General features: G+C 63.6%; 18 protein-coding genes and 1 pseudogene. 11 read left to right on the forward strand and 8 right to left on the reverse strand.

All coding sequences use genetic code 11. The annotated features are described in order from the left end of the window. Positions 1-124 precede the first annotated feature (124 nt). Positions 125-688, reverse strand: coding sequence for an alkyl hydroperoxide reductase subunit C (gene ahpC, locus CXG43_RS08740; protein ID WP_101099619.1), 564 nt, complete (start codon positions 686-688; stop codon positions 125-127). Between the two features lie 339 nt (positions 689-1,027). Between ahpC and prmC the strand changes: the two genes are divergently transcribed. Beyond that, the gene (gene prmC / locus CXG43_RS08745; protein WP_101099620.1) at positions 1,028-1,879 is read left to right on the forward strand and encodes a peptide chain release factor N(5)-glutamine methyltransferase; all 852 of its coding nucleotides are present in this window, start codon (positions 1,028-1,030) and stop codon (positions 1,877-1,879) included. Positions 1,880-1,930: 51 nt separating this feature from the next. Beyond that, on the forward strand, positions 1,931-2,872 hold the full coding sequence (gene pip / locus CXG43_RS08750; protein ID WP_101099621.1) for a prolyl aminopeptidase: 942 nt from the start codon (positions 1,931-1,933) through the stop codon (positions 2,870-2,872). 148 nt (positions 2,873-3,020) lie between these two features. Here the strand turns inward: pip and CXG43_RS08755 are convergent, their stop codons facing one another. The 4 genes from CXG43_RS08755 to CXG43_RS08770 are packed head-to-tail and all read right to left on the reverse strand — an operon-like array spanning position 3,021 to position 5,953. Continuing rightward, on the reverse strand, positions 3,021-3,815 hold the full coding sequence (locus tag CXG43_RS08755; protein WP_101099622.1) for an N-formylglutamate amidohydrolase: 795 nt from the start codon (positions 3,813-3,815) through the stop codon (positions 3,021-3,023). Continuing rightward, a complete protein-coding gene (locus tag CXG43_RS08760) occupies positions 3,808-4,362 on the reverse strand; it encodes an NUDIX hydrolase (RefSeq protein ID WP_101099623.1) in 555 nt (184 codons plus the stop codon). The genes CXG43_RS08755 and CXG43_RS08760 overlap by 8 nt, the downstream gene beginning before the upstream one ends. Beyond that, positions 4,359-5,336 carry a 5'-3' exonuclease H3TH domain-containing protein gene (locus tag CXG43_RS08765; protein ID WP_101099652.1) on the reverse strand — a complete coding sequence of 326 codons (978 nt, stop codon included), beginning with the start codon at positions 5,334-5,336 and terminating at the stop codon, positions 4,359-4,361. Before CXG43_RS08765 ends, CXG43_RS08760 begins: the two co-directional genes overlap by 4 nt. A 35-nt stretch (positions 5,337-5,371) precedes the next feature. After that, the gene (locus tag CXG43_RS08770) at positions 5,372-5,953 is read right to left on the reverse strand and encodes a nitroreductase (RefSeq protein ID WP_101099624.1); all 582 of its coding nucleotides are present in this window, start codon (positions 5,951-5,953) and stop codon (positions 5,372-5,374) included. 463 nt (positions 5,954-6,416) lie between these two features. On the opposite strand from CXG43_RS08770, the gene CXG43_RS08775 reads away from it, so the two are divergent. The 9 genes and pseudogenes from CXG43_RS08775 (at position 6,417) to CXG43_RS08810 (ending at position 17,287) form a co-directional block, all read left to right on the forward strand. After that, complete coding sequence (locus tag CXG43_RS08775) at positions 6,417-8,711, forward strand: DUF1631 domain-containing protein (RefSeq protein ID WP_101099653.1); 2,295 nt, start codon at positions 6,417-6,419, stop codon at positions 8,709-8,711. A 335-nt stretch (positions 8,712-9,046) separates the two neighbouring features. Next, positions 9,047-9,499, forward strand: a pseudogene (locus CXG43_RS19415) (RHS repeat-associated core domain-containing protein); the annotation flags it as partial. 1,216 nt (positions 9,500-10,715) lie between these two features. Further along, positions 10,716-12,149: an RHS repeat-associated core domain-containing protein gene (locus CXG43_RS08785; protein ID WP_332870933.1), complete on the forward strand. Its 1,434-nt coding sequence runs from the start codon at positions 10,716-10,718 to the stop codon at positions 12,147-12,149. Positions 12,150-12,169: 20 nt separating this feature from the next. Then, positions 12,170-12,613 (forward strand): hypothetical protein, encoded by a 444-nt coding sequence (locus CXG43_RS19420; RefSeq protein ID WP_157825190.1) that lies wholly within the window; start codon positions 12,170-12,172, stop codon positions 12,611-12,613. Next, positions 12,594-13,028 (forward strand): hypothetical protein, encoded by a 435-nt coding sequence (locus CXG43_RS08790; protein ID WP_101099626.1) that lies wholly within the window; start codon positions 12,594-12,596, stop codon positions 13,026-13,028. Before CXG43_RS19420 ends, CXG43_RS08790 begins: the two co-directional genes overlap by 20 nt. Positions 13,029-13,452: 424 nt before the next feature. After that, positions 13,453-13,770, forward strand: coding sequence for a hypothetical protein (locus CXG43_RS19425; protein ID WP_101116323.1), 318 nt, complete (start codon positions 13,453-13,455; stop codon positions 13,768-13,770). 1,141 nt (positions 13,771-14,911) lie between these two features. Beyond that, positions 14,912-15,211: a hypothetical protein gene (locus CXG43_RS08800; RefSeq protein WP_157825189.1), complete on the forward strand. Its 300-nt coding sequence runs from the start codon at positions 14,912-14,914 to the stop codon at positions 15,209-15,211. A gap of 453 nt (positions 15,212-15,664) precedes the next feature. Further along, entirely contained in the window at positions 15,665-16,111 is a 447-nt protein-coding gene (locus CXG43_RS08805) for a hypothetical protein (protein WP_101099629.1), read from the forward strand. A gap of 90 nt (positions 16,112-16,201) precedes the next feature. Continuing rightward, positions 16,202-17,287: an NAD(P) transhydrogenase subunit alpha gene (locus CXG43_RS08810; protein ID WP_101099630.1), complete on the forward strand. Its 1,086-nt coding sequence runs from the start codon at positions 16,202-16,204 to the stop codon at positions 17,285-17,287. Positions 17,288-17,533: 246 nt separating this feature from the next. Here CXG43_RS08810 and CXG43_RS08815 read toward each other — a convergent pair whose 3' ends face one another. The 3 genes from CXG43_RS08815 to CXG43_RS08825 are packed head-to-tail and all read right to left on the reverse strand — an operon-like array spanning position 17,534 to position 18,874. Further along, positions 17,534-17,968, reverse strand: a complete 435-nt coding sequence (locus CXG43_RS08815; protein WP_101099631.1) for a DUF3106 domain-containing protein — start codon at positions 17,966-17,968, stop codon at positions 17,534-17,536. A gap of 4 nt (positions 17,969-17,972) precedes the next feature. Then, a complete protein-coding gene (locus CXG43_RS08820; protein WP_101099632.1) occupies positions 17,973-18,299 on the reverse strand; it encodes a hypothetical protein in 327 nt (108 codons plus the stop codon). Then, complete coding sequence (locus CXG43_RS08825; protein WP_101099633.1) at positions 18,296-18,874, reverse strand: RNA polymerase sigma factor; 579 nt, start codon at positions 18,872-18,874, stop codon at positions 18,296-18,298. The genes CXG43_RS08820 and CXG43_RS08825 overlap by 4 nt, the downstream gene beginning before the upstream one ends. Positions 18,875-18,937 lie beyond the last annotated feature (63 nt).

An 18,937-nucleotide genomic window follows, 5' to 3' on the forward strand; every position in this document is an offset into this window, starting at 1 on the left:
AGCAGGGGGTAGGGGTGAACCGAAGACAGCAGCGTGGAAGGGGCTGGCGGCTGCTGGCTTGCGCGGCTGGCTTCGGTTCACCCCCACGCCCGCGTGGGGCGGGCATGGGAGCGAGGTGTGGCGTTTAGATCTTGCCGACCAGGTCCAGCGACGGGGTCAGGGTCTTCTCGCCTTCCTTCCACTTGGCCGGGCAGACCTGGTTCGGGTTGGCGGCGGTGAACTGGGCAGCCTTCAGCTTGCGCAGGGTCTCGGACACGTCACGGGCGATCTCGTTGGAATGGATCTCCAGGGTCTTGATCACGCCTTCCGGGTTGATGATGAAGGTGCCGCGCAGGGCCAGGCCTTCTTCTTCGATGTGCACGCCGAAGGCACGGGTCAGCTGGTGGGTCGGATCGCCGACCAGCGGGAACTGCGCCTTGCCCACCGCCGGCGAGGTTTCGTGCCAGACCTTGTGCGAGAAGTGGGTATCGGTGGTGACGATGTAGACCTCGGCACCGGCCTTCTGGAACTCGGCGTAATGGTCGGCCGCGTCCTCGATTTCGGTCGGGCAGTTGAAGGTGAAAGCGGCCGGCATGAAGATCAGGACGGACCACTGGCCCTTCATGGTGCGGTCGGAAACCTTGATGAACTCGCCATTCAGATACGCATTGGCTTCGAACGGCTGGATCTGGGTGTTGATCAGGGACATGGATATTCCTCTTGGGTGAAGGGGAGTGGGTGTTGCGACAGGACCTAGAATAACGACTCCTATCCGATAAGGACAATCCATTGATTGCATCTATCCAATAGGCTTTGACTATTGATAATCGGCTGAGTCAGTGAGCGCAGGGACTCAATGCGCCCGCTGTTTGTATTATGATTCAATGACTTGCGGGGTTTCCTGGGCAGTTGCGTGATAGCCTCGGCCAATATCACACGGGGGTGGACCTGAACAACGTGCATCAGCTCCGGTGCCGTGATGTCGCTGCGGCACGGCCTCGTTGCGACGCCTTGGGCTAAGCTGCCGCCCCCATGCAAGGTCCTGACCATGAGTGCGCGCCCCGACATGCTGTTACGCGACCTGCTGGCTGAAGCCGCGGCCAAGCTGCGCGGTCCAGAGGCGCGGCACGAGGCCGAACTGCTGCTGTTGCATGCGCTGCAGCGTCCGCGCAGCTGGCTGTTCGCCCATGCCACGGATCCGGTCGGCCTGGCCGATCGCGACAGTTTCCATGCGCTGCTGGCGCGTCGCGCGGCAGGCGAACCGGTGGCCTACATCACGGGCCAGTGGGGCTTCTGGACGCTGCCGCTGGAGGTCAGCCCGGCCACCCTGATCCCGCGGCCGGAGACCGAGCTGCTGGTGGAACAGGCGCTGGCGCGGCTGCCTGCCGATCGCCCCTGCACGATCGCCGACCTCGGCACCGGCAGCGGCGCCATTGCACTGGCGCTGGCCAGTGAACGCCCCCTTGCACAGGTGCTGGCGACCGATTTCAGTGGCGAGGCGCTGGCGGTGGCCAAGCGCAATGCGGCGCGCAACGCGGTGTCCAACGTCGCCTTCGCGCAGGGGTCCTGGCATGCGCCGCTGCAGGGGCAACGTTTTGACCTGATCGCCAGCAATCCGCCCTACATCGCCAGCGACGATCCGCACCTTGCACGTGGCGACCTGCGCTTTGAGCCATCCACCGCGCTCGCGTCCGGGCAGGACGGGCTGGACGACATCCGCCTGATCGCCGATGGGGCACGCGCCCACCTGCTGCCCGGTGGCTGGCTGCTGCTGGAACATGGCTGGGACCAGGGCGCGGCGATCCGCGCGCTGCTGCAACAGGCCGGCCTGGATGAAGTGCAAACGGTACAGGACCTGGAGCAGCGCGACCGGGCCACGCTGGGCCGGCGACCGGCCTAGAATGGGCGCTCTGTCCTGCCGCGCGCGGGGCATCACTACGGAGCTGCAAGCATGCGTACGCTGTACCCCGCCATCACCCCCTACGACGTCGGCACCCTGAAGGTCGACGACCGCCACACGCTGTATTTCGAACAGTGCGGCAACCCGGACGGCAAGCCGGTGGTGATGCTGCATGGCGGGCCGGGCGGCGGCTGCAGCGACAAGATGCGCCAGTTCCACGACCCGGCGAAGTACCGCATCATCCTGTTCGACCAGCGCGGTGCCGGACGTTCCACCCCGCACGCAGACCTGGTGGACAACACCACCTGGGACCTGGTGGCTGATATCGAGAAACTGCGCGAGCATCTTTCCGTTGAACGCTGGCAGGTATTCGGTGGCAGCTGGGGTTCCACGCTGGCGCTGGCCTATGCGCAGACGCACCCCGAGAAGGTGACCGAACTTGTGCTGCGCGGCATCTTCATGCTGCGCCGCTGGGAACTGGAATGGTTCTACCAGGAAGGCGCCAACCGCCTGTTCCCCGATGCGTGGGAGCATTACCTCAAGCCGATCCCGGCCGTCGAGCGGCATGACCTGATCTCCGCGTTCCATCGTCGCCTGACCAGCGAAGACGAAGCCACCCGGCTGGCTGCGGCCAAGGCCTGGAGCGTGTGGGAAGGGGCGACCAGCTTCCTGCACGTGGACGATGATTTCGTCAACAGCCATGAGGACCCGCAGTTCGCGCTGGCCTTCGCGCGCATCGAAAACCACTACTTCGTCAACGGCGGCTTCTTCGAGGTGGAAGAGCAGCTGCTGCGTGATGCGCACCGCATCGCCGACATCCCCGGCGTGATCGTGCACGGCCGCTACGACGTGGTGTGCCCGCTGGCCAACGCCTGGGAGCTGAGCAAGGCCTGGCCGAAGGCGAAGCTGCAGATCAGCCCCGCATCGGGCCATTCGGCGTTCGAAGCCGAGAACGTGGACGCGCTGGTGCGCGCGACCGATTCGTTCGCCTGAGCCAGCGGCGTGAACCTGCCCCGGTGGGTGAACCTGCCCCGGTGGCTGAACCTGCCCCGGTGGGTGACGACCGTTGGTCGTCACGCTTTCATTGGCAGAAGCGCGTGACGACCAACGGTCGTCACCCACCAAGTGCAGAGGCCAGTGCCTACCGTTGCAGCAGCTCTGCCTGCAGGCTGTTGAAAAGTCGCGCCAGCCGTTCCGCCCAGGCCTGCTGGCCGGCTTCATCGGCGATCAGGTCCTGGCGGATCTCCAGTTCCACATGCACCAGGCCGCGGCCTTCCCCGTGCACGGGCACCGCATAATCACTGCTCGGGGTAACCGAGTACGGTTGGTTGTCACCGACCACCAGGTCGCCTTCCTCCTCCAGTGCGCGCAGCAGCGGATGCGCGAAGCGCGTGTCCTGGTGGTACAGCACGCCGGCATGCCAAGGGCGTTGCACGCCGTTCATCACCGGGGTGAAGCTGTGCATCATCACCAGCAGGGTCGGGCGCGCGGCATCGCGGCGTGCATCCAGTTCCGCGTTGATGCGTGCGTGGTACGGCGCATGGATGGCATCGATGCGTTGCTGCCGCTGTGCAGCCGTCAACGTCGCGTTGCCCGGCACCATGGTGCCATCGCTGGTTTCGGGGATCAGCGTGGGCGATGCCAGCGGCCGGTTGCAGTCAATCAGCAGCCGCGAATACGTCTGTTCGATGGCCCAGGCATCCAGCCGCTGCGCCAGCGCGCGGGTGGTGCCGGCAATGCCGATATCCCAGCCGATGTGCCGGTCCAGCTGCGCCTGCGGCAACCCGAGCGTGCCCAGCGAGCGTGGTACCTGCTGCCCGGCGTGGTCGGCCAGCAGCAGGAACGGCGATGCGCCCTGCGGCCGATGGATCGTGTACACCGCAGGGTCATCCGCTTCCAGCAGCGCCGACGACACGCCTGCTCCGGCATCAGCCACGCGGGGTGCCGTCCAGGTGGTGTTCGATCATCCACAGCCCGGCCCACAGTTTGGCGTCCAGCTCGTAACCTTCGGCGATCTTCTGCACCAGCCATGCCGCTGCCTGCGCACGCGGTACCTCGTGCACGGTGATGTCTTCGCTGTCATCACCACCGCCGGCGCCGACCCGGCTCAGACCGGTGGCGCGCACGAAGGCGATCTTTTCGCTGCTGGCACCGGAAGACGTCGGGCCGATCATCAACACCTCGGCCTGTTCAGCGGTCCAGCCGGTTTCTTCTTCCAGTTCGCGCACGGCGGACATCTCGATGGATTCGCCGGCGTCGATGTCGCCGACCAGTCCGGCCGGCATCTCGATCGTTTTGGCCTGCAGGGGTACGCGGAACTGTTCCACGAACAGCACGTTGTCCTGCGGAGTGACCGCGATGATGATCGCCGCCAGTCCACCGGCATGGGTGCGTTCGCTGTATTCCCAGGTGCCGCGCACGACCATGCGCTGGAACTTGCCTTCGAAGACGACACGCGGGGCTTCGTTGTTACGCTGGCTCATGCGAACTCGCTCGATGGAGGATAAGGAGAAGGTGCGGAGGCGTCGGCCAGGCCGGCCGCGGCGAACAGCCGGCGGCGGGTCAGCGGGCCGAAGCGCAGGGTGCTGCACAGGCCTTCCAACAGTTCGCCGTCGGCATGGCCGCGCGGCATGCCGGCAACGGTGCCATCCAGCGGTGCATTCAATGCGATGGTGGTCAGCTCGCGCCACAGCAGGGCGTGCTCGCGCTGTTCGCGCAGCCGCACTGCCATCTGGCTTGCACCGCGCAGGCGCAGGAACGGCACTTCGTCCAGGCGTTCGTACAACGCGTCCAGGCTGCCGAAGTGGGCCAGCAGCACGGCGGCGGACTTGCTGCCCACGCCGGTGATGCCGGGGATGTTGTCCACCGCATCGCCGCACAGCGCGAGGAAATCGGCGACCTGGTGCGCGTGCACGCCGAGCCGGCCCTTCACCCCGTGCATGTCCCAACGCACGTTGCGGGCGAAATCCCACTGTTCGTCATGCTGCAGCAGCAGCTGCGACAGGTCCTTGTCGGCGGAGATGATGATGCCGCGGTGGCTGGCGCGGTGCGCGTGCAGGGCGCTGCCGATCAGGTCATCGGCTTCGTAATCGTGGTGGCCCATGACCGCCAGCCCGAGCGCGGCGCACAGCGCCTTGCAGTGGACGAACTGGCGCCGCAGTTCCTCCGGCGCCGGATCGCGGTTGGCCTTGTAGGCCGGGTACAGGCGGTTGCGATAGCAGCTGTCCAGCGCCTCGTCGAAGGCGATGGCGATGTGCTGCGGGCGCTGGCGCTCCAGCAGCTCCAGCAGGAACCGGGCGAAGCCGTGCACCGCGTTGGTCGGCCAGCCCTGCGCGTCCTGGAACTGGTCGGGCAGCGAGTGCCACGCGCGGAAGATATAGATGCTGGCATCCACCAGGTACAACGGCGGGCGTGCAGCGGCTTCAGTGGCAAGCGCCTGCGCGATGCCTTCGGCCATCGGATCCAGCGCGTCCAGCGGGTCCACCCTTGCGCTCACGCCGTGCCCGTCCAGTCCTGCAGCAGCGCGGCGGCATCGGGCCGGTCGCGTTCCGGCACGGGAGTCTTCGGGGTGCCGATGTGGATGAAACCGGCGATCTGTTCCCCTTCGGCCAGGCCCAGATGGGCGCGCACTGCCGGGTCGAAGGCCATCCAGGCAGTCAGCCACTGCGCGCCGAAGCCGTACGCCTGGGCGGCCTGCAGCAATGCGAAACAGACGCAGCCGGCGGTCATCAGTTGCTCCTGCTCGGGCACCTTGGCGTCCGGCTTGAGGCTGGCCACCACGGTGATCACCAGCGGCGCGTGCGAGAAGCGCTGGCGATCCTTGTCCAGCTGCGCGGCGGAAATGTCCGGATCGCGCTGCAGGGCACGCTCGGCCAGGAAGGCGCCGAGGGCATGACGGGCATCCCCGCTGATTTTCAGGAAACGGAACGGCACCCGCTTGCCGTGGTCAGGCACACGCACGGCCGATTCCAGCATGCGCAGCAGGGTGGCGGCGTCCGGACCGGGCTCGCCCAGCTGCCGCGAAGGCACGGAACGGCGGGCGTCGAGGGCGAGCAGGGCAGCAGGTTCAGACATGCGGGGGAACCATCCGTTCGGAGCGGAACGCCAGTATAGCGAGCGCCATCTGGCGCCCCGCTGAGTCCCCGTGATGTCCGCCAGCGTGAACCGCCAAAGTGCGAACTGTCTTCACGCTGTAGATGAACGGTTCATCACCCTCGCGGCGGTATAGTTCGAGGCCGGACGGGCCGCCGGCCCGTTTATTTCCCCCCAGCGACAACTGTGATGTCCATCATGCCCCCGCCGTGCGCCGAGCGTGTTGCAGCGCTCGCGCTGCAGGCCCCGCAGCGCTTACGATACGTACCTTGCCGGTCGTCTGGTCATGGGGTGCGGAAGTGAGGACTGTTTCACTGTCCGCAGTGGCGTGGACGGCCTACCATCGATCTGCTGGCGCTGGGGAGGCGCGGGCAGTCATGTCATCGTTGTCGTATCGAGATTCTGCGAAGGTGGGGAGCCTTCTCGCATGGTGACGCCCAGTCCGATGGGAGCGCCGGGACGCGACGCGTCCCAGCTCATGCTGGTCCGTGAGGCGGCATTGCCGGCCATCACGCTTGCGTTCACGACCGTGCTTTCGCGGTTTGACGACGTGCTGTTCGATCGCGCCGCTACCGCAGGCGCCTCCCAGCTGTTGTTCCTGGACGGCATGCGTGAACTGCGTCGCCGCCGCCAGGAGATCAGTGACGGTTTCTCCGCCCACCTGCAGCGCAGCTGGGATGCCTTTGAAAGCGGCGCGCCGCTTTCGGCGGAAGCGACGCTTTCCGGCCACCGCGACGACGGCCTGAGTCTGGTCGGCGAGCACGAACTGGAATCGCGGCTGGCGGTGCGCCAGTTCGCGATGCTGCTGCTGCGTGATTTCAAATCCGTGCTGGGCCGGCTGGACCTGCGCCTGGGCTGGATCGGCGGCGGGCTTGAACTGGACGCCGACACCAACCCGATCAGCCCCGAACAACTGGGCGTGGCCATCCACGAAGCCTTCGCCGGCTGCGAGCTGGCCCCGGAAGTGCGGCTGGTGCTGATCAAGCTGTGCGAGCGCGACCTGCACGCCCCGATCGGCAAGATCTACGAAAAAATCGACGACCACCTGGCCAAGGCCGGGGTGTTGCCGAACGTCTCCGCGCCGCGCCGCGCGGCCCCGCAACGGGCCCCCAGCCCGCCGCCGCAGGGCATGCTCGACGATCTGGTGGAACAGCGTCATCCGCCCGGCGCCGACGGTGCCGATGGCAGCCAAGGCGCACCGGCATGGGCACAGCGCTTTACCGACCGCTGGGCCCAGCAGCGCGGCAACCTGCAGGGCCACCCCGGTGATGACGGTGGCCACGGCAGTGCTGGCGGTGAGCAGGGCATGCTGCTGGATGCGCTGCACGAACTGCTGCGGCAGACCCGCCATGTGCGCGAGGACGCCACGTCCGCCGCGCAGGTCGCGGTGGGTCAGCAGCGACCGCTCAGCCAGCGCGAAATGATGTCGGTGCTGTCGCTGCTGCAGGCCACGCCGAGCGCCACGCTGCGCGCTGCGATCGGCGAAGACGGTGAATCGCTGGCGCAGCGCCTGAAAAGCGAAGTGCTGTCCAACGCCACCCAGCTGGGTGTGGATCCCAGCCAGGCCCGGCTCGATCCGCAGGACGAAGATGCCATCGACCTGGTCGGCATGCTGTTCGACGTGATGCTGGACGAGCGTGAACTGGAAGGCCGTTCGCGTGAGTTGATCGGCCGGCTCGTGGTGCCCTTCGTCAAGGTCGCCATGCTGGACCGCCGCATGTTCGTGCAGAAGACCCATCCGGCCCGCAAGCTGCTCAATTCGCTGGCCGAAGCATGCGAAGGCAACACCGGCGAAAGCCAGGCCGAGCGCGTGCTGATGGGCAAGGTCGAAGAAATCATCGAACGGCTGGTGGCGGAGTTCAATGAGAACCTCGCCATCTTCCTGACCCTGGAAGAAGAGTTCCGCGATTTCCTGGCCCAGCATCGGCGCCGGATTGAAATCGCCGAGCGGCGCGCCGCGGAAACGCAGCGTGGCCAGGAAAAACTGGAAATGGCCCGCGCCCGCGCCAGTGCCGAACTGGACCGGCGCATTGCCGACGCCACCCTGCCGCAGGCGATTGCCGAGTTTCTGCGCCAACCGTGGCAGCACCACCTGACCCTGGCGCTGCTGCGTGAAGGCGAGGAGGGCGCATCGGTGACCGAAGCCCTGACCCTGGCCGATGGCCTGCTGGACGAAGTGGCCGAAGCGCGCCGCAAGATCGTCGGCAAGCCGTGGCTGCAGGCCTGGCAGCCGGCTTTGGGGCGCGTGTTCGCCAGCGTCGGCGTGCACGGTGATGGCGCCGCGCGCGCCGTCGATGCGTTGCACGACACCCTGCAGAGCATCGCCGAGTCGCGCCCGGAACTGGAACGCGCCCTGCCTGAGCTGCCGCAGGTGGTACTGCCCGCCCCGCCGGCTTCGGATACCGCATCGGTGGAAGTCACCGCGTCGGTGGAAGACGACAATTTCGACAATGCGGACGCGGATCGATTCCGTCGCATGGAGATTGGTATCTGGCTGGACTTCATCGACAAGGACGGCAAGGCGCAGGCCGGCAAGCTGTCGTGGATCAGCCCGATCTCGCAGCGCCTGCTGTTCGTCAACCGGCGCGGCGTACGCTTCTGCGTCGCATCGCCGGAAGAACTGGCAGTGATGGTGCGCCTGGGCCGCCTGCGCCCGCACGTGGATGACGGCGCCTTCGACAGTGCCATGCAGGGCGTGATCGATCGCTTGGATCCGCGCGGAAACACCACCGTCCACTGACCTTGCCCGGTAGCGCCGAGCCATTCTCGGCGGGCGCAGAGTGCCGGTCAGCACGACCGGCATCGCCATGCTAGGCGGGCGCAGCAGCGTCAGCCGGCAACCGGCTGTCTCAAACCTGCAATGCGCTAACCGAGACGCCGGGCACAAACATTCACCTCCTTCCTGGGTTCTGATGGCGCACGGCCTGCCGCGTCGGTTGCGGCTGACACCACGTTCTCAACGGATGGAGACAAGGATGTTGACGTTTTCAATGGCAGTGCCGCGCATGTGCGCGGCCGCGGTGCTCATGCTCATTCTGGCGCCTGGTCTGGCCCGCGCGCAGGAAGTCAGCAAGGGCTGGCCAGTGGCTGGGCGAATACAGTGCAAGCGGGGTGCCACTGCAACAGGTGGTGTGGCTGGAGAACTATCCGATTGCGGTGTTCAGTGAGTCCACTGCCGGTGTGCCGACACTGGGCTACGTGCAGCCGGATCACCTGGGGACACCGCGGGTGATCATCGACGCGGCGCGTAATGTGGCTGTGTGGGAGTGGGCGCTGACGGGTGAGGCGTTCGGGGCGGATGCTGCGAATGAGGATCCGGATGGGGACGGCGTCGCGTTTGGATTTGCGTTGCGGTTCCCGGGGCAGCAGGCTACGTCGGAGACGGGGCTGAACTACAACTATCAGCGGGATTATGATGCTGGGGTGGGGCGGTATGTGCAGAGCGATCCGATTGGATTATTGGGCGGGCTTAGCACATATGGGTATGTGGAGGGTGATCCATTGCGATCGGTTGATCCACTCGGACTACAGGTGGTGGGGAGTCCAAACGAGATGAAAATGTGGGGCCAAGGGCACAACATTCGCTCCCCTGATTTTGTCAAGGTTAGTGTGTCATTCTATGTTTTTGGCGCGTCTCGCTCTTTTTCTCGAAGCGGGAACACATTTGTGGCTGGGGGCCTAAGTCGACCTTATCCTTCTCCCAATGGGCGCCTGCAGGCTTCGCTGAGTGTTGGGTGGCTCAATCAATGCGAAGTTCCCACGGGCGCCAAGGTCGATGATCATCTCGGGGGGTTCGGAATTTCGGGTGCAGGCGGTTATCGCGGCGTGGGCGGAGGGTTAAATTATTCTCCAAACGCGGGAACTTCGACTGAGGTGGGCGTCGGAATAGGTGGCGGGTTCTCTCCTGGTGAGGTATCTCGAAGTGACGGAAGCTGGGGAGGTTCGTGGTGAAAGCCAAACTCGTTCTAGTTGCATTGGTGTGTACTTTTATTGTGATAAGTTGGTTGTCAGTTACGCGAAGTCTGGTTCGAGGTGATTGGTCTGGCCGACCAAGCGACGGGGAATTAAAGGCCGCTAACGAGGGTTTGAAATTCCCGCAGAATAGTGATGCCCGAACGCAGAGAGCGTTGTCCCGCGGAACATTTATCGGCATGACGGCTGAAGCCAAGACGGCGTTGACGGTCGAGGTGGCCTCAAGGCACTTCCTTGATTTGGCAAGGCGAAATGAATGGACGTTACGATCTGACCGATTCGTCGCTAGGGGCCGGAGGATGATCTTCTGCGATGGCAGGTTTGCACACGATATTGAGCTGTCTGCACGCGGGGCTGAAGCATTGATATACGCGGGAACGTACTGGGAAACTGACGTAAATAGTCCTCGTTACTGTAAGGCGGAAAGTGCCAAATAAGCCGGTAAGAGTGTGTTTAATGTTGCCAACGAGTGTTACCCGCGCTCAGAGTTGCCATGTGAAAAGGACGGGGCTTGGAGGTGCGGAAGCGTTTCTGGGGTCGGCACTCGGGCGTGAGCTTCGAGACTCTTCTCGCATCTTGAAAGGTTGGGGGCTGACGTGTCGACCGCCGTCGCTTTGATGGAATTCAGCCGCTATGTATCTTCGGCCGTTTCTTCTGCCCTGAGAAAGATCGCATCAAATGAGCGCGTCCAAAGGGCCTGCATACCAACTATCAGTACAACGGCTTCGGTGACCTGCTGGTCCTTTCCAGCCCGGACACGGGGAACGCCACGATGACCGTCGATGCCGCAGGTAACAGGGTGACGCGTACTGATGCGCGTGGCGTCACTGCGACCTATGGCTACGATGCGTTGAACCGCGTTACGTCCATCGCCTATCCCGATCCCACTCAAGACGTGGGGGTGCAGTACGACGTCGCACCGGCGGCATGCGCAGCGACAGAGCGCTTCGCCATCGGCCGGGTTGGGCGCGTGGTTCACCCCGGTGGATCTAGCCAGTATTGCCACGACCGCTTCGGTCAGGTGACCCGTAAGATCCAGACGATCAACAACGTCGCAACGACCCTGCGGTACACGTACGACAAGGCGGGACGGCTTGCCTCTGTGATCTATCCCGGTGGGGCGGTGGCAGACTACATGCGGGATGCGCAGGGCCGCGTCACCCAGGTAGGGCTGAAGCGTGGAACTTTGGCTCGACAGTTTCTGGTCAAGCAGGTGGGTCATGCGCCATTCGGTCCGATCACCGGCTGGACCTATGGAAACGAACGTCGCGTGAACCGTCCGCATGATCAGGACTACAGGGTGAGCAGCGTCAGCGATGCGTCGACCGGTGGACTCAAGCTCGGATTTGGATATGACGCAGTGGGGGCGCTTACCCAGCTGCGTGCCGGTGCATCCGGAAGCGTGCTCGCAACCTACGGTTACGACGGAATGGGGCGCCTGTTGCAGGCGGCGGATGCTGCGGGGATGCCGACGCATACCTATGGCTGGGACGCGACCGGTAACCGGTCGCAGCCCGGCAGCGATGCCGGAACGCTGGCGTATCACTATCCGGCTACCAGCCATCGCCTGACCAGCGTGGGCGGTCTGGCCAGGACCTATGACGCTGCGGGCAACACAACGCAGATGAATGGTCTGACCTACGCCTACAACAGCACTGGCCGGTTGGGACAGGTCAAGCAGGGGAGCACTTCGCTGGGAATTTACCGGTATAACCACCGGGGCGAGCGCGTGCTGCGGCAGGCGGGCGGCAAGACCACCTCGACGCTGTACGACGAATCAGGCCAGTGGCTGGGCGAATACAGCGCAAGCGGGGTGCCACAGCAACAGGTGGTGTGGCTGGAGAACTATCCGATTGCGGTGTTCAGTGAATCCAGTGCGGGTGTGCCGGTGCTGGGCTACGTGCAGCCGGATCACCTGGGTACACCGCGGGTGATCATTGATGCGACGCGTAATGTGCCTGTGTGGGAGTGGGCGCTGACGGGTGAGGCGTTTGGTGCGGATGCTGCGAACGAGGATCCGGATGGTGATGGGATTGCGTTCGGCTTCGCGTTGCGTTTCCCGGGGCAGCAGGCGACGCCGGAGAGCGGGCTGAACTACAACTACCAGCGGGATTATGATGCTGGGGTGGGGCGGTATGTACAGAGTGATCCGATTGGGTTGGCGGCGGGAGTGAATACATATGCCTATGTCGGCGGGATCCGGTAAGCGCGATTGACCCGCTGGGATTGATCGGATACGTGTGCCAAAAGGGCGATAACATTGGCATCGCTATTCCGATCAATTTCCAAGGTGCTACGCAAGCTCAGATTGCTCACATCACCAATGCGATCGAAAGCGCCTGGAGCGGTAAGTTCGGCCCTTACGACGTCAAGACAGTGGTTCAGTCGATCTCTACATGGCACATAGGAACTACGAACGGAATTTCTGTTGGCGTCGCCGATAAGCCTTCGAACGTTCATTTGCCCCATATGAATGAAGGCAATTGGTATATGCCTGGTCAGTGGGGAGATGCTACATTCGCGCACGAGGCGGGCCACCTCTTAGGCCTCGGAGACTATGGGCCCGGGATTATGGGAAGAAATCTCACCGTTCCTGTGAATGAGCAGAACATTAAAGATATTTTGACGGCTGGAAACGAGGCGATTCGACATGGCTGCGGTTGCGACTAAATTCTTGTTTTTCGCTGCGATGGTCTTGGTTACTGCCTGCCAGGCTGAGCAGGAGGCAACCGTTCTAAGCGAAAGATTCAACGTTTGTGCGTCACTCCCGCCGGGTGTCACGTTTCAGCCTCAAGAGCCTGGGCCGGACTTTGATTTGGGCAACATCCAAGTGAATGATTCAGTGGCCGAAATTCAGATAGGTGGGCACCCAAGGTTCTCACATGGAGCTGTCAAGGAGGGTATAACCGCAACGGATGGATTCGAATTACTCGGTAAGGAGAGAACCGATGGAAAAGACAAGTTTTTGTTCGCTTACGAGCGTGGTGATGATGCGGGGCCGGTATACGTAATGGTTATGGCTCCAGATTTGCATGAATTTGAGCTGGTTCTGAATAGGAAAGCTCTTCTGGTGGTTTGCGGATAGTCCAGTCGGCTCGCGACGTAGAGCGGCACGATGCTTGCGGGTGCAAGGCGGTTGGGCAAACCCAAGAGCCTCGGCGATCTCTGATGGAATGATCAACTACTGCCACGACCGCTGCGGTCAGGTGACCCACGGGGCGACGACCTTGCGGTACACCTACACCAAGGAGGAGCGACTGGCTTCTGTCATCTATCCGGGTGGCGCGGCGGCTCCCGCTTTGCCAGGTACGCGAAAGGTTCATGTCCGCCGAAGGACGGGCCGAAGTGGGGTCCGTAGCCCGAAGGGGCACTCTTACACGAGCGGACGCGGATGGTAACGTAGGGGTTCCCAGTGGGTGGGGCGGTTCAGCGCACCGAGGCTCGCACCAGGACGTGCAAGATAAAAGGGTGGGGGCTCGCGACAATGAATGCCCAGGAGGCAGACGACGATGAGTGGCCAAGAGCACCTCGAAATAGAGATGGCTGGTGTCAAGTTCTATTCCTCTCAGGATGAGCTTTACTTTTTCACATGGTTGAAAAGTATTGGATCAGTGTGCGACGTATTTGGTCAGGGGCGAGCCATATACGCCGTTATTGATAGGGGGGAGCTTACGTTTGACGACGCACTTGAATTCATATCACTTTTCCGTCGCTATCTGATTCCGTTTTCTGAGCTAAAGCGTTTGGATGTTCCAGAAATATCAAAGAGATTCAGGGATCCAAGTGGATTTTGGTACACGGAGGTGTTCGGGCATGGGGGCGATTAGAATGGCCAGCGCGTCTCGCCAAACTGCTGCGGTTCAATGGTGGCGGCGGGCTTCTATCATTCTCCGCACGCCGACAATTCGACCGAGCTGGCGTCGGACTAGGGAGCGGGCTATCGCCTGCTGAGTCCCTTGAGGTGACGTAAGCTTGGGGAGATGGGTGGTGAAGTCCAAATTTACCCTTGTGGCATTGGCCTGTATATTTATCGTGATGAGCTGGCGGTTGGTTACACAAAGTTTGGTTCGAGGTGATTAGTCTGGCCGACCAAACGGCATGGAATTACGGGCGGCTAACGAAGATTTGGAATTGCCGAAAAATAGTGATGTTCGAACGCAGAAGGCGTTATCGCGCGGAACATTTATCGGGAGGACGGCTGAAGCCAAGGCGGACTTGACAGTCGACGTGGCCTCCAGACATTTCATTGATTTAGTAAGGCGCCATGTTAGCAAGGCGCCATGACTGGACGTTACGATCCGACAGATTCGTCGCTATGGGTCGTAGGATGATATTTTGCAATGGAAGGGTTTCAGATGATATTGAGCTATCAGCGCGAGGGCGTGAAACCCTGATTTATGCGGGAACTTGCTGGGAGACCGATGTGGATAGTCTTCGTTACTGCAACGAGAAAGTCGCCAGATGAGCCAGTATGGCTGTGCTGAATGTAATCGGCGGGGCAGGGCGGTCTTAAGAGGGAAGCGCATCGCGAGATCTGATTTCACTGATCTCTTCAGACGGTGCACGCTTGATGTTTTTCAGGGACGGCGAGGTTGCTGTAATCGGGGGCAAGCGAGGAGTGAGGGGGCTGAGCATGGACGTGTGCGCTCGACACCAGGTTCCTGAAGCGATGTATGCTCCGTCTATCATCCCGCAGGATTGCCGGCAGCGGTGCTGAGATGACATGTAAAAGAAGCCTGGTAATGCTAGTGCTCTTGGCTTTTGTGATCTTATCTACTGGGCTTTGGATGGTCCGCCAGTTGGATATAGATGGCTGTCTTGACGCAGGAGGTAGATGGAACTACGTGGTGGATGGATGTGAGCTAAGTTGAATCCGACTTTTATAGCGGCTATGTGACGTCTCTCCGGCCGGGTTTCCTGATGCTTGGCTCAAGCGTGTTGGATAGGAAAAAGTATGCGGAGTCTGAGATGGATAAGGGTGGGGTCGTTCAATTAGCGATAGCTGATTTAACTTTCTTCTCGCCTCGCGACGAAGAAAACCTGTTTGCCTGGCTTGCATCCGTTTCTGCGATTGAAGAGATCAAGGGTTCGGGCGATTCAATATATTTGCGCGTGGCGACATCTCTTGGGGATGATGACCTGATGGAGCTGATCTCAATTTTCAGCCGCTACGGCATCGACATGGCGCAGCTGTCGATTTTCGATGGCGTCAGATTTCCCTGGCTGAGGGAAAAGGGAATGTTCTGGTACCAGCCCATGTTTGGATGACAGTACGCCGTCAAAAGCGTCGGCGGCCAAAGCAGCATGCGTGGTGGAACAGGCCCCTCTTATGCAGGTCAAGCCAGCCGGAGGGCACGCCTTCCCGGCTGGGCACCGGATGGGCTGTCGTCAACATCCTGCATGAGAGGGAGCGACGCTCAAATCACCTCCAGTCTTATCCTTATGCCGAGTGCGCGCAGCCCGCAGTGCACGCTGTCGAAATATAGAGGGCGGGTGCCGCTCATCCGCGCGGCGCACGTGCGAAGCGGTACTCGCGCGTTGGGTCACAAACGTAGCGCCAGCATGTCGGCCACGATGAACGGAGCAAGGCATCACGGGCCGATATACCATCGCGCCTTGGCGGAACCGCATCGCGTCGTATTTGACACTTTCACGGTGGGGTCCGGTGTAGTGACATGGAGCCTGTGGCCGGTGTGGCCACCCAGGCAGGAGAAGACAAGGATGATGTCGATATTCTCGCGGCTGTTTGCGCCCAAGGCCGCTTTGAGTCGGTTGGAAGTGCTGATCGTGCACTGCGTGCAGGCGCAGCTGAACCCGGAAATGGCGACCCGCTGGGCCGGTCAGATCCTCTGCATTACGGGTATCGAACGCCTGCCCGGAAGACGCACGATGCGCCTGCACCAGACGTCGCGGGGCAAGCCAGTGGTAGACAACGGCCTTGCCCTGCCGCTCGCTGGGCATGGCGTGACGTTGGCCGAGGTGACGGTCAGCGTCGCCGGTGGCTTCACGCCGCTCAGTGCCGTGCTGCATTGCCAGAACGGACTGCTCTCGGCGATTGAATATCACGATGACAGTACGTGGATGGACGAGGTTGCCAGCAGGCGCGGCGCGCACGACCTCACCCTCCAGTGCATGCTGATGCCGGATGCTGCCCTTGTCGTGGGATAGATGAAACCGCTCGCCGGCGCAGGCCGCCAGGCCAGCAACGGCGCGTGGGGCGCGCTACTATCGGCTTATTACCGATCAGCGGGGAAGCGTATGTCCGTAGCGTTGCTGGGGGTCAAGGAATCCGCATCCGGAGAGCGCCGCGTCGCGCTGACGCCGGAAACCGCGAAGAAACTGGCCGCACGCGGTGCCATGGTCTGGTTCGAGGCCGGTGCGGGCACCGCGGCGGGCTTCACCGATCAGGCCTATCTGGATGCCGGCGCGCTGCTGGTCGATGACACGCGATGGGCCGACATCGATGCGGTGCTTTGTGTGCAGTCCCCCGATCCTGCCCGGCTGGCACGTCTGAAGCCCGGTGCCAGCGTGGTGGGATTGCTGCAGCCAGCCCGTGATGCCGGATTGGCCGCGCTGGCTGGCGACCCGGGCTTGCAGCTGTTCCCGCTGCAGCTACTGCCGCGTACCACCCGCGCGCAATCGATGGACGTACTGAGTTCGCAGGCGGGCATGGCCGGTTACAAGGCCACGCTGATCGCCGCCCAACGGGCGCCGCGCTTCTTCCCGATGTTGACCACCGCGGCGGGCACGGTGCGCCCGGCCAAGGTGCTGGTGGTGGGCGCGGGCGTGGCGGGGCTGCAGGCTATTGCCACGGCCCGGCGGCTTGGCGCGCAGGTGGAAGGGTTCGATGTGCGACCGGAAACGCGTGAGCAGATCCAGTCGCTTGGTGCGCGCTTCCTTGACTTGGGGGTGAGTGCGGCCGGCGAGGGCGGCTATGCGCGTGCGCTGACCGATGAAGAGCGCGCGCTGCAGCAGCAGCGGCTGGCCGACCATCTGCGCGGCGTGGATGTGGTGATCTGCACGGCTGCGGTGCCGGGGCGCACGGCGCCGGTGATCCTGAGCCAGGCGATGGTGGAAGGGATGGCGCCGGGCAGCGTGATCGTGGATCTTGCTGCGGAAAGCGGCGGCAATTGTGCGGTGACCGTGCCGGGTGAGTGCATAGAGCACGCTGGCGTGGTGGTGGATGGCCCGTTGAACCTCGCCAGCCTGGGCGCGGCGCAGGCCAGCGAGATGTATGCCCGCAACGTGTTGAACTTCGTCAGCCTGTTCGTGCATGACGGGGAAGTGCGGTTTGATTGGGAGGATGAGTTGTTGGCGAAGACGCGCTGGGTGGCCGGTGGCTGAGCGGTAATCTCAACTGCAACAGCGTGACGACCAACGGTGGTCACCTACCGGGGCGAGAGCGTGACGACCAACGGTCGTCACCCACCGGGGCAACAGCAGGACGGCCAGCGGCCATCACTATCGGGGCGAGAGCGGGACGACCAACGGTCGTCACCCACCGAGGCAACAGCGGGACGACCAGCGGCCGTCACTACCGAGGCGAGAGCGGGACGGCCGGCGGCCGTCGCTACCGGAGCGTCGGCGCGGTCAGTCGCGGTTGCGCGGGGGCGGCGGGTTGTCGCGTACCCATTGGCGGCGCTGGTCGTTGCTCATCGTGCCCCAGCGCGCGCGCAGTTCAGTGCGCTGCTCCGGGGTCATGCCGCGCATCTTGGCGAACAGCGCGCGGGCCTGTTCGCGCTGCTCGGGGGTCATGCCATCGAAACGGCGCATGCCCTTGCGGGCCTGGTCGCGCTGCTCCGGTGTCATCGATTGCCAGCGCTGGCCGTGCTGCAGCATGCGCTGGCGTTGTTCGGGTGGGGCGCTGTTCCAGCGGTCGCGCAGCGGGGCGACCAGTGCGTCGCGCTGGGCCGGGGTCAGCTGTTCCCAGGCCGGCGGCGCGGCTTCCTGCGCGAACGCCGCGCCGCTGGCGCTCAGCAACACCAGCAGTACAGGCAACAGGCGGGAAGGGAGATAGGCGTTCATCAGGTCACTCCATCGCCAGGTCGGTGCTGGCCAGCCACAGGTAAAGATCGGGGTTTTCATCCAGCGCGGCGCCATCGCTTTCCAGCGCGGCCACCATCGGCGCCACCGCCGGCAGCGGTGAAGGCGCCGAGCGCATCTGCAGGCTCAGCCCGACGCCCAGCGCCGCTACCCCAGCGAAGGCGGTAGCCATCCACCAGGCGGGTCGCCGCCGTGATGCCGCTGTCGCATGCCGCGCGTTGCGCAGGCGCGCCAGGGTGGCGGGCGACAGCGCCTGCACGGCCTGCTGGTGCAGGGCCTGCAACTGGTCGTCGGGGGGCAGGGTGCGGCTCACGTCGGATTCTCCATCAGGGTTCTCAGCGCGTCGCGGGCACGCGCCAAGTGGGTCTTTACCGCGCCTTCGCTGCAGCCCATGGCGCGTGCGGTGGTGGCGCCGTCCAGGTCCTGCAGCACGCGCAGCGTGAAGGCTTCGCGCTGTCGCGGTGGCAGCGTGCGCAGGGCCTGCACCAGCACATCGTACTGTTCGCGCCCGGCATGGACGTCGGCCGGGCCCGGGCCCTCATCGGCCCAGTCCACCGGCTCACCGTCGCTATCCACGTTGTCGCGCCAGAACGGCAGGCGGAAGCGGCGACGGCGCTGCAGGTCGATCACCCGCCGGCGCAGGATGCTCCAGAACAGCGGCGGCCACTCGGCGGCCGGCTTTTCCCGGTAGTCCAGCATGCGGATCAGGCTGTCCTGCACCGCGTCCAGCGCATTCTCGCGATGGCGCAGGCCGGCCTCGGCGAAGCGGAACGCGCGCGGTCCCACCCCGGCCAGGAACTGGTCCAGTGATGCGGGCGGTGCGTCGGCGGTCGGGGCCAGGGGGCTGCTCACCAGCACAGGGTACGGGTCCTTCGTCGGGCTCACCATGGACAACGCGTGCAGGCAGCCCGCGTTGACAGCACAGCGCGCGCGGTTCAGCGCATGGTTATG

The organism is Stenotrophomonas sp. Bg11-02 (assembly GCF_002836635.1).
GTDB lineage: Bacteria > Pseudomonadota > Gammaproteobacteria > Xanthomonadales > Xanthomonadaceae > Stenotrophomonas > Stenotrophomonas lacuserhaii.

Coding starts and splice junctions, on each gene's coding strand:
- pip (WP_101099621.1), top strand. CDS start 1,931: ATGCGTACGCTGTACCCCGCCATCACCCCCTACGACGTCGGCACCCTG.
- CXG43_RS08785 (WP_332870933.1), top strand. CDS start 10,716: ATGACCGTCGATGCCGCAGGTAACAGGGTGACGCGTACTGATGCGCGT.
- CXG43_RS08765 (WP_101099652.1), bottom strand. CDS start 5,336: ATGGCCGAAGGCATCGCGCAGGCGCTTGCCACTGAAGCCGCTGCACGC.
- CXG43_RS08815 (WP_101099631.1), bottom strand. CDS start 17,968: ATGAACGCCTATCTCCCTTCCCGCCTGTTGCCTGTACTGCTGGTGTTG.
- CXG43_RS08805 (WP_101099629.1), top strand. CDS start 15,665: ATGATGTCGATATTCTCGCGGCTGTTTGCGCCCAAGGCCGCTTTGAGT.
- CXG43_RS08770 (WP_101099624.1), bottom strand. CDS start 5,953: ATGTCTGAACCTGCTGCCCTGCTCGCCCTCGACGCCCGCCGTTCCGTG.
- CXG43_RS19425 (WP_101116323.1), top strand. CDS start 13,453: ATGAGTGGCCAAGAGCACCTCGAAATAGAGATGGCTGGTGTCAAGTTC.
- CXG43_RS08825 (WP_101099633.1), bottom strand. CDS start 18,874: ATGGTGAGCCCGACGAAGGACCCGTACCCTGTGCTGGTGAGCAGCCCC.
- CXG43_RS08800 (WP_157825189.1), top strand. CDS start 14,912: ATGGATAAGGGTGGGGTCGTTCAATTAGCGATAGCTGATTTAACTTTC.
- CXG43_RS08775 (WP_101099653.1), top strand. CDS start 6,417: ATGGGAGCGCCGGGACGCGACGCGTCCCAGCTCATGCTGGTCCGTGAG.
- ahpC (WP_101099619.1), bottom strand. CDS start 688: ATGTCCCTGATCAACACCCAGATCCAGCCGTTCGAAGCCAATGCGTAT.
- prmC (WP_101099620.1), top strand. CDS start 1,028: ATGAGTGCGCGCCCCGACATGCTGTTACGCGACCTGCTGGCTGAAGCC.
- CXG43_RS08810 (WP_101099630.1), top strand. CDS start 16,202: ATGTCCGTAGCGTTGCTGGGGGTCAAGGAATCCGCATCCGGAGAGCGC.
- CXG43_RS08790 (WP_101099626.1), top strand. CDS start 12,594: ATGGCTGCGGTTGCGACTAAATTCTTGTTTTTCGCTGCGATGGTCTTG.
- CXG43_RS08760 (WP_101099623.1), bottom strand. CDS start 4,362: ATGAGCCAGCGTAACAACGAAGCCCCGCGTGTCGTCTTCGAAGGCAAG.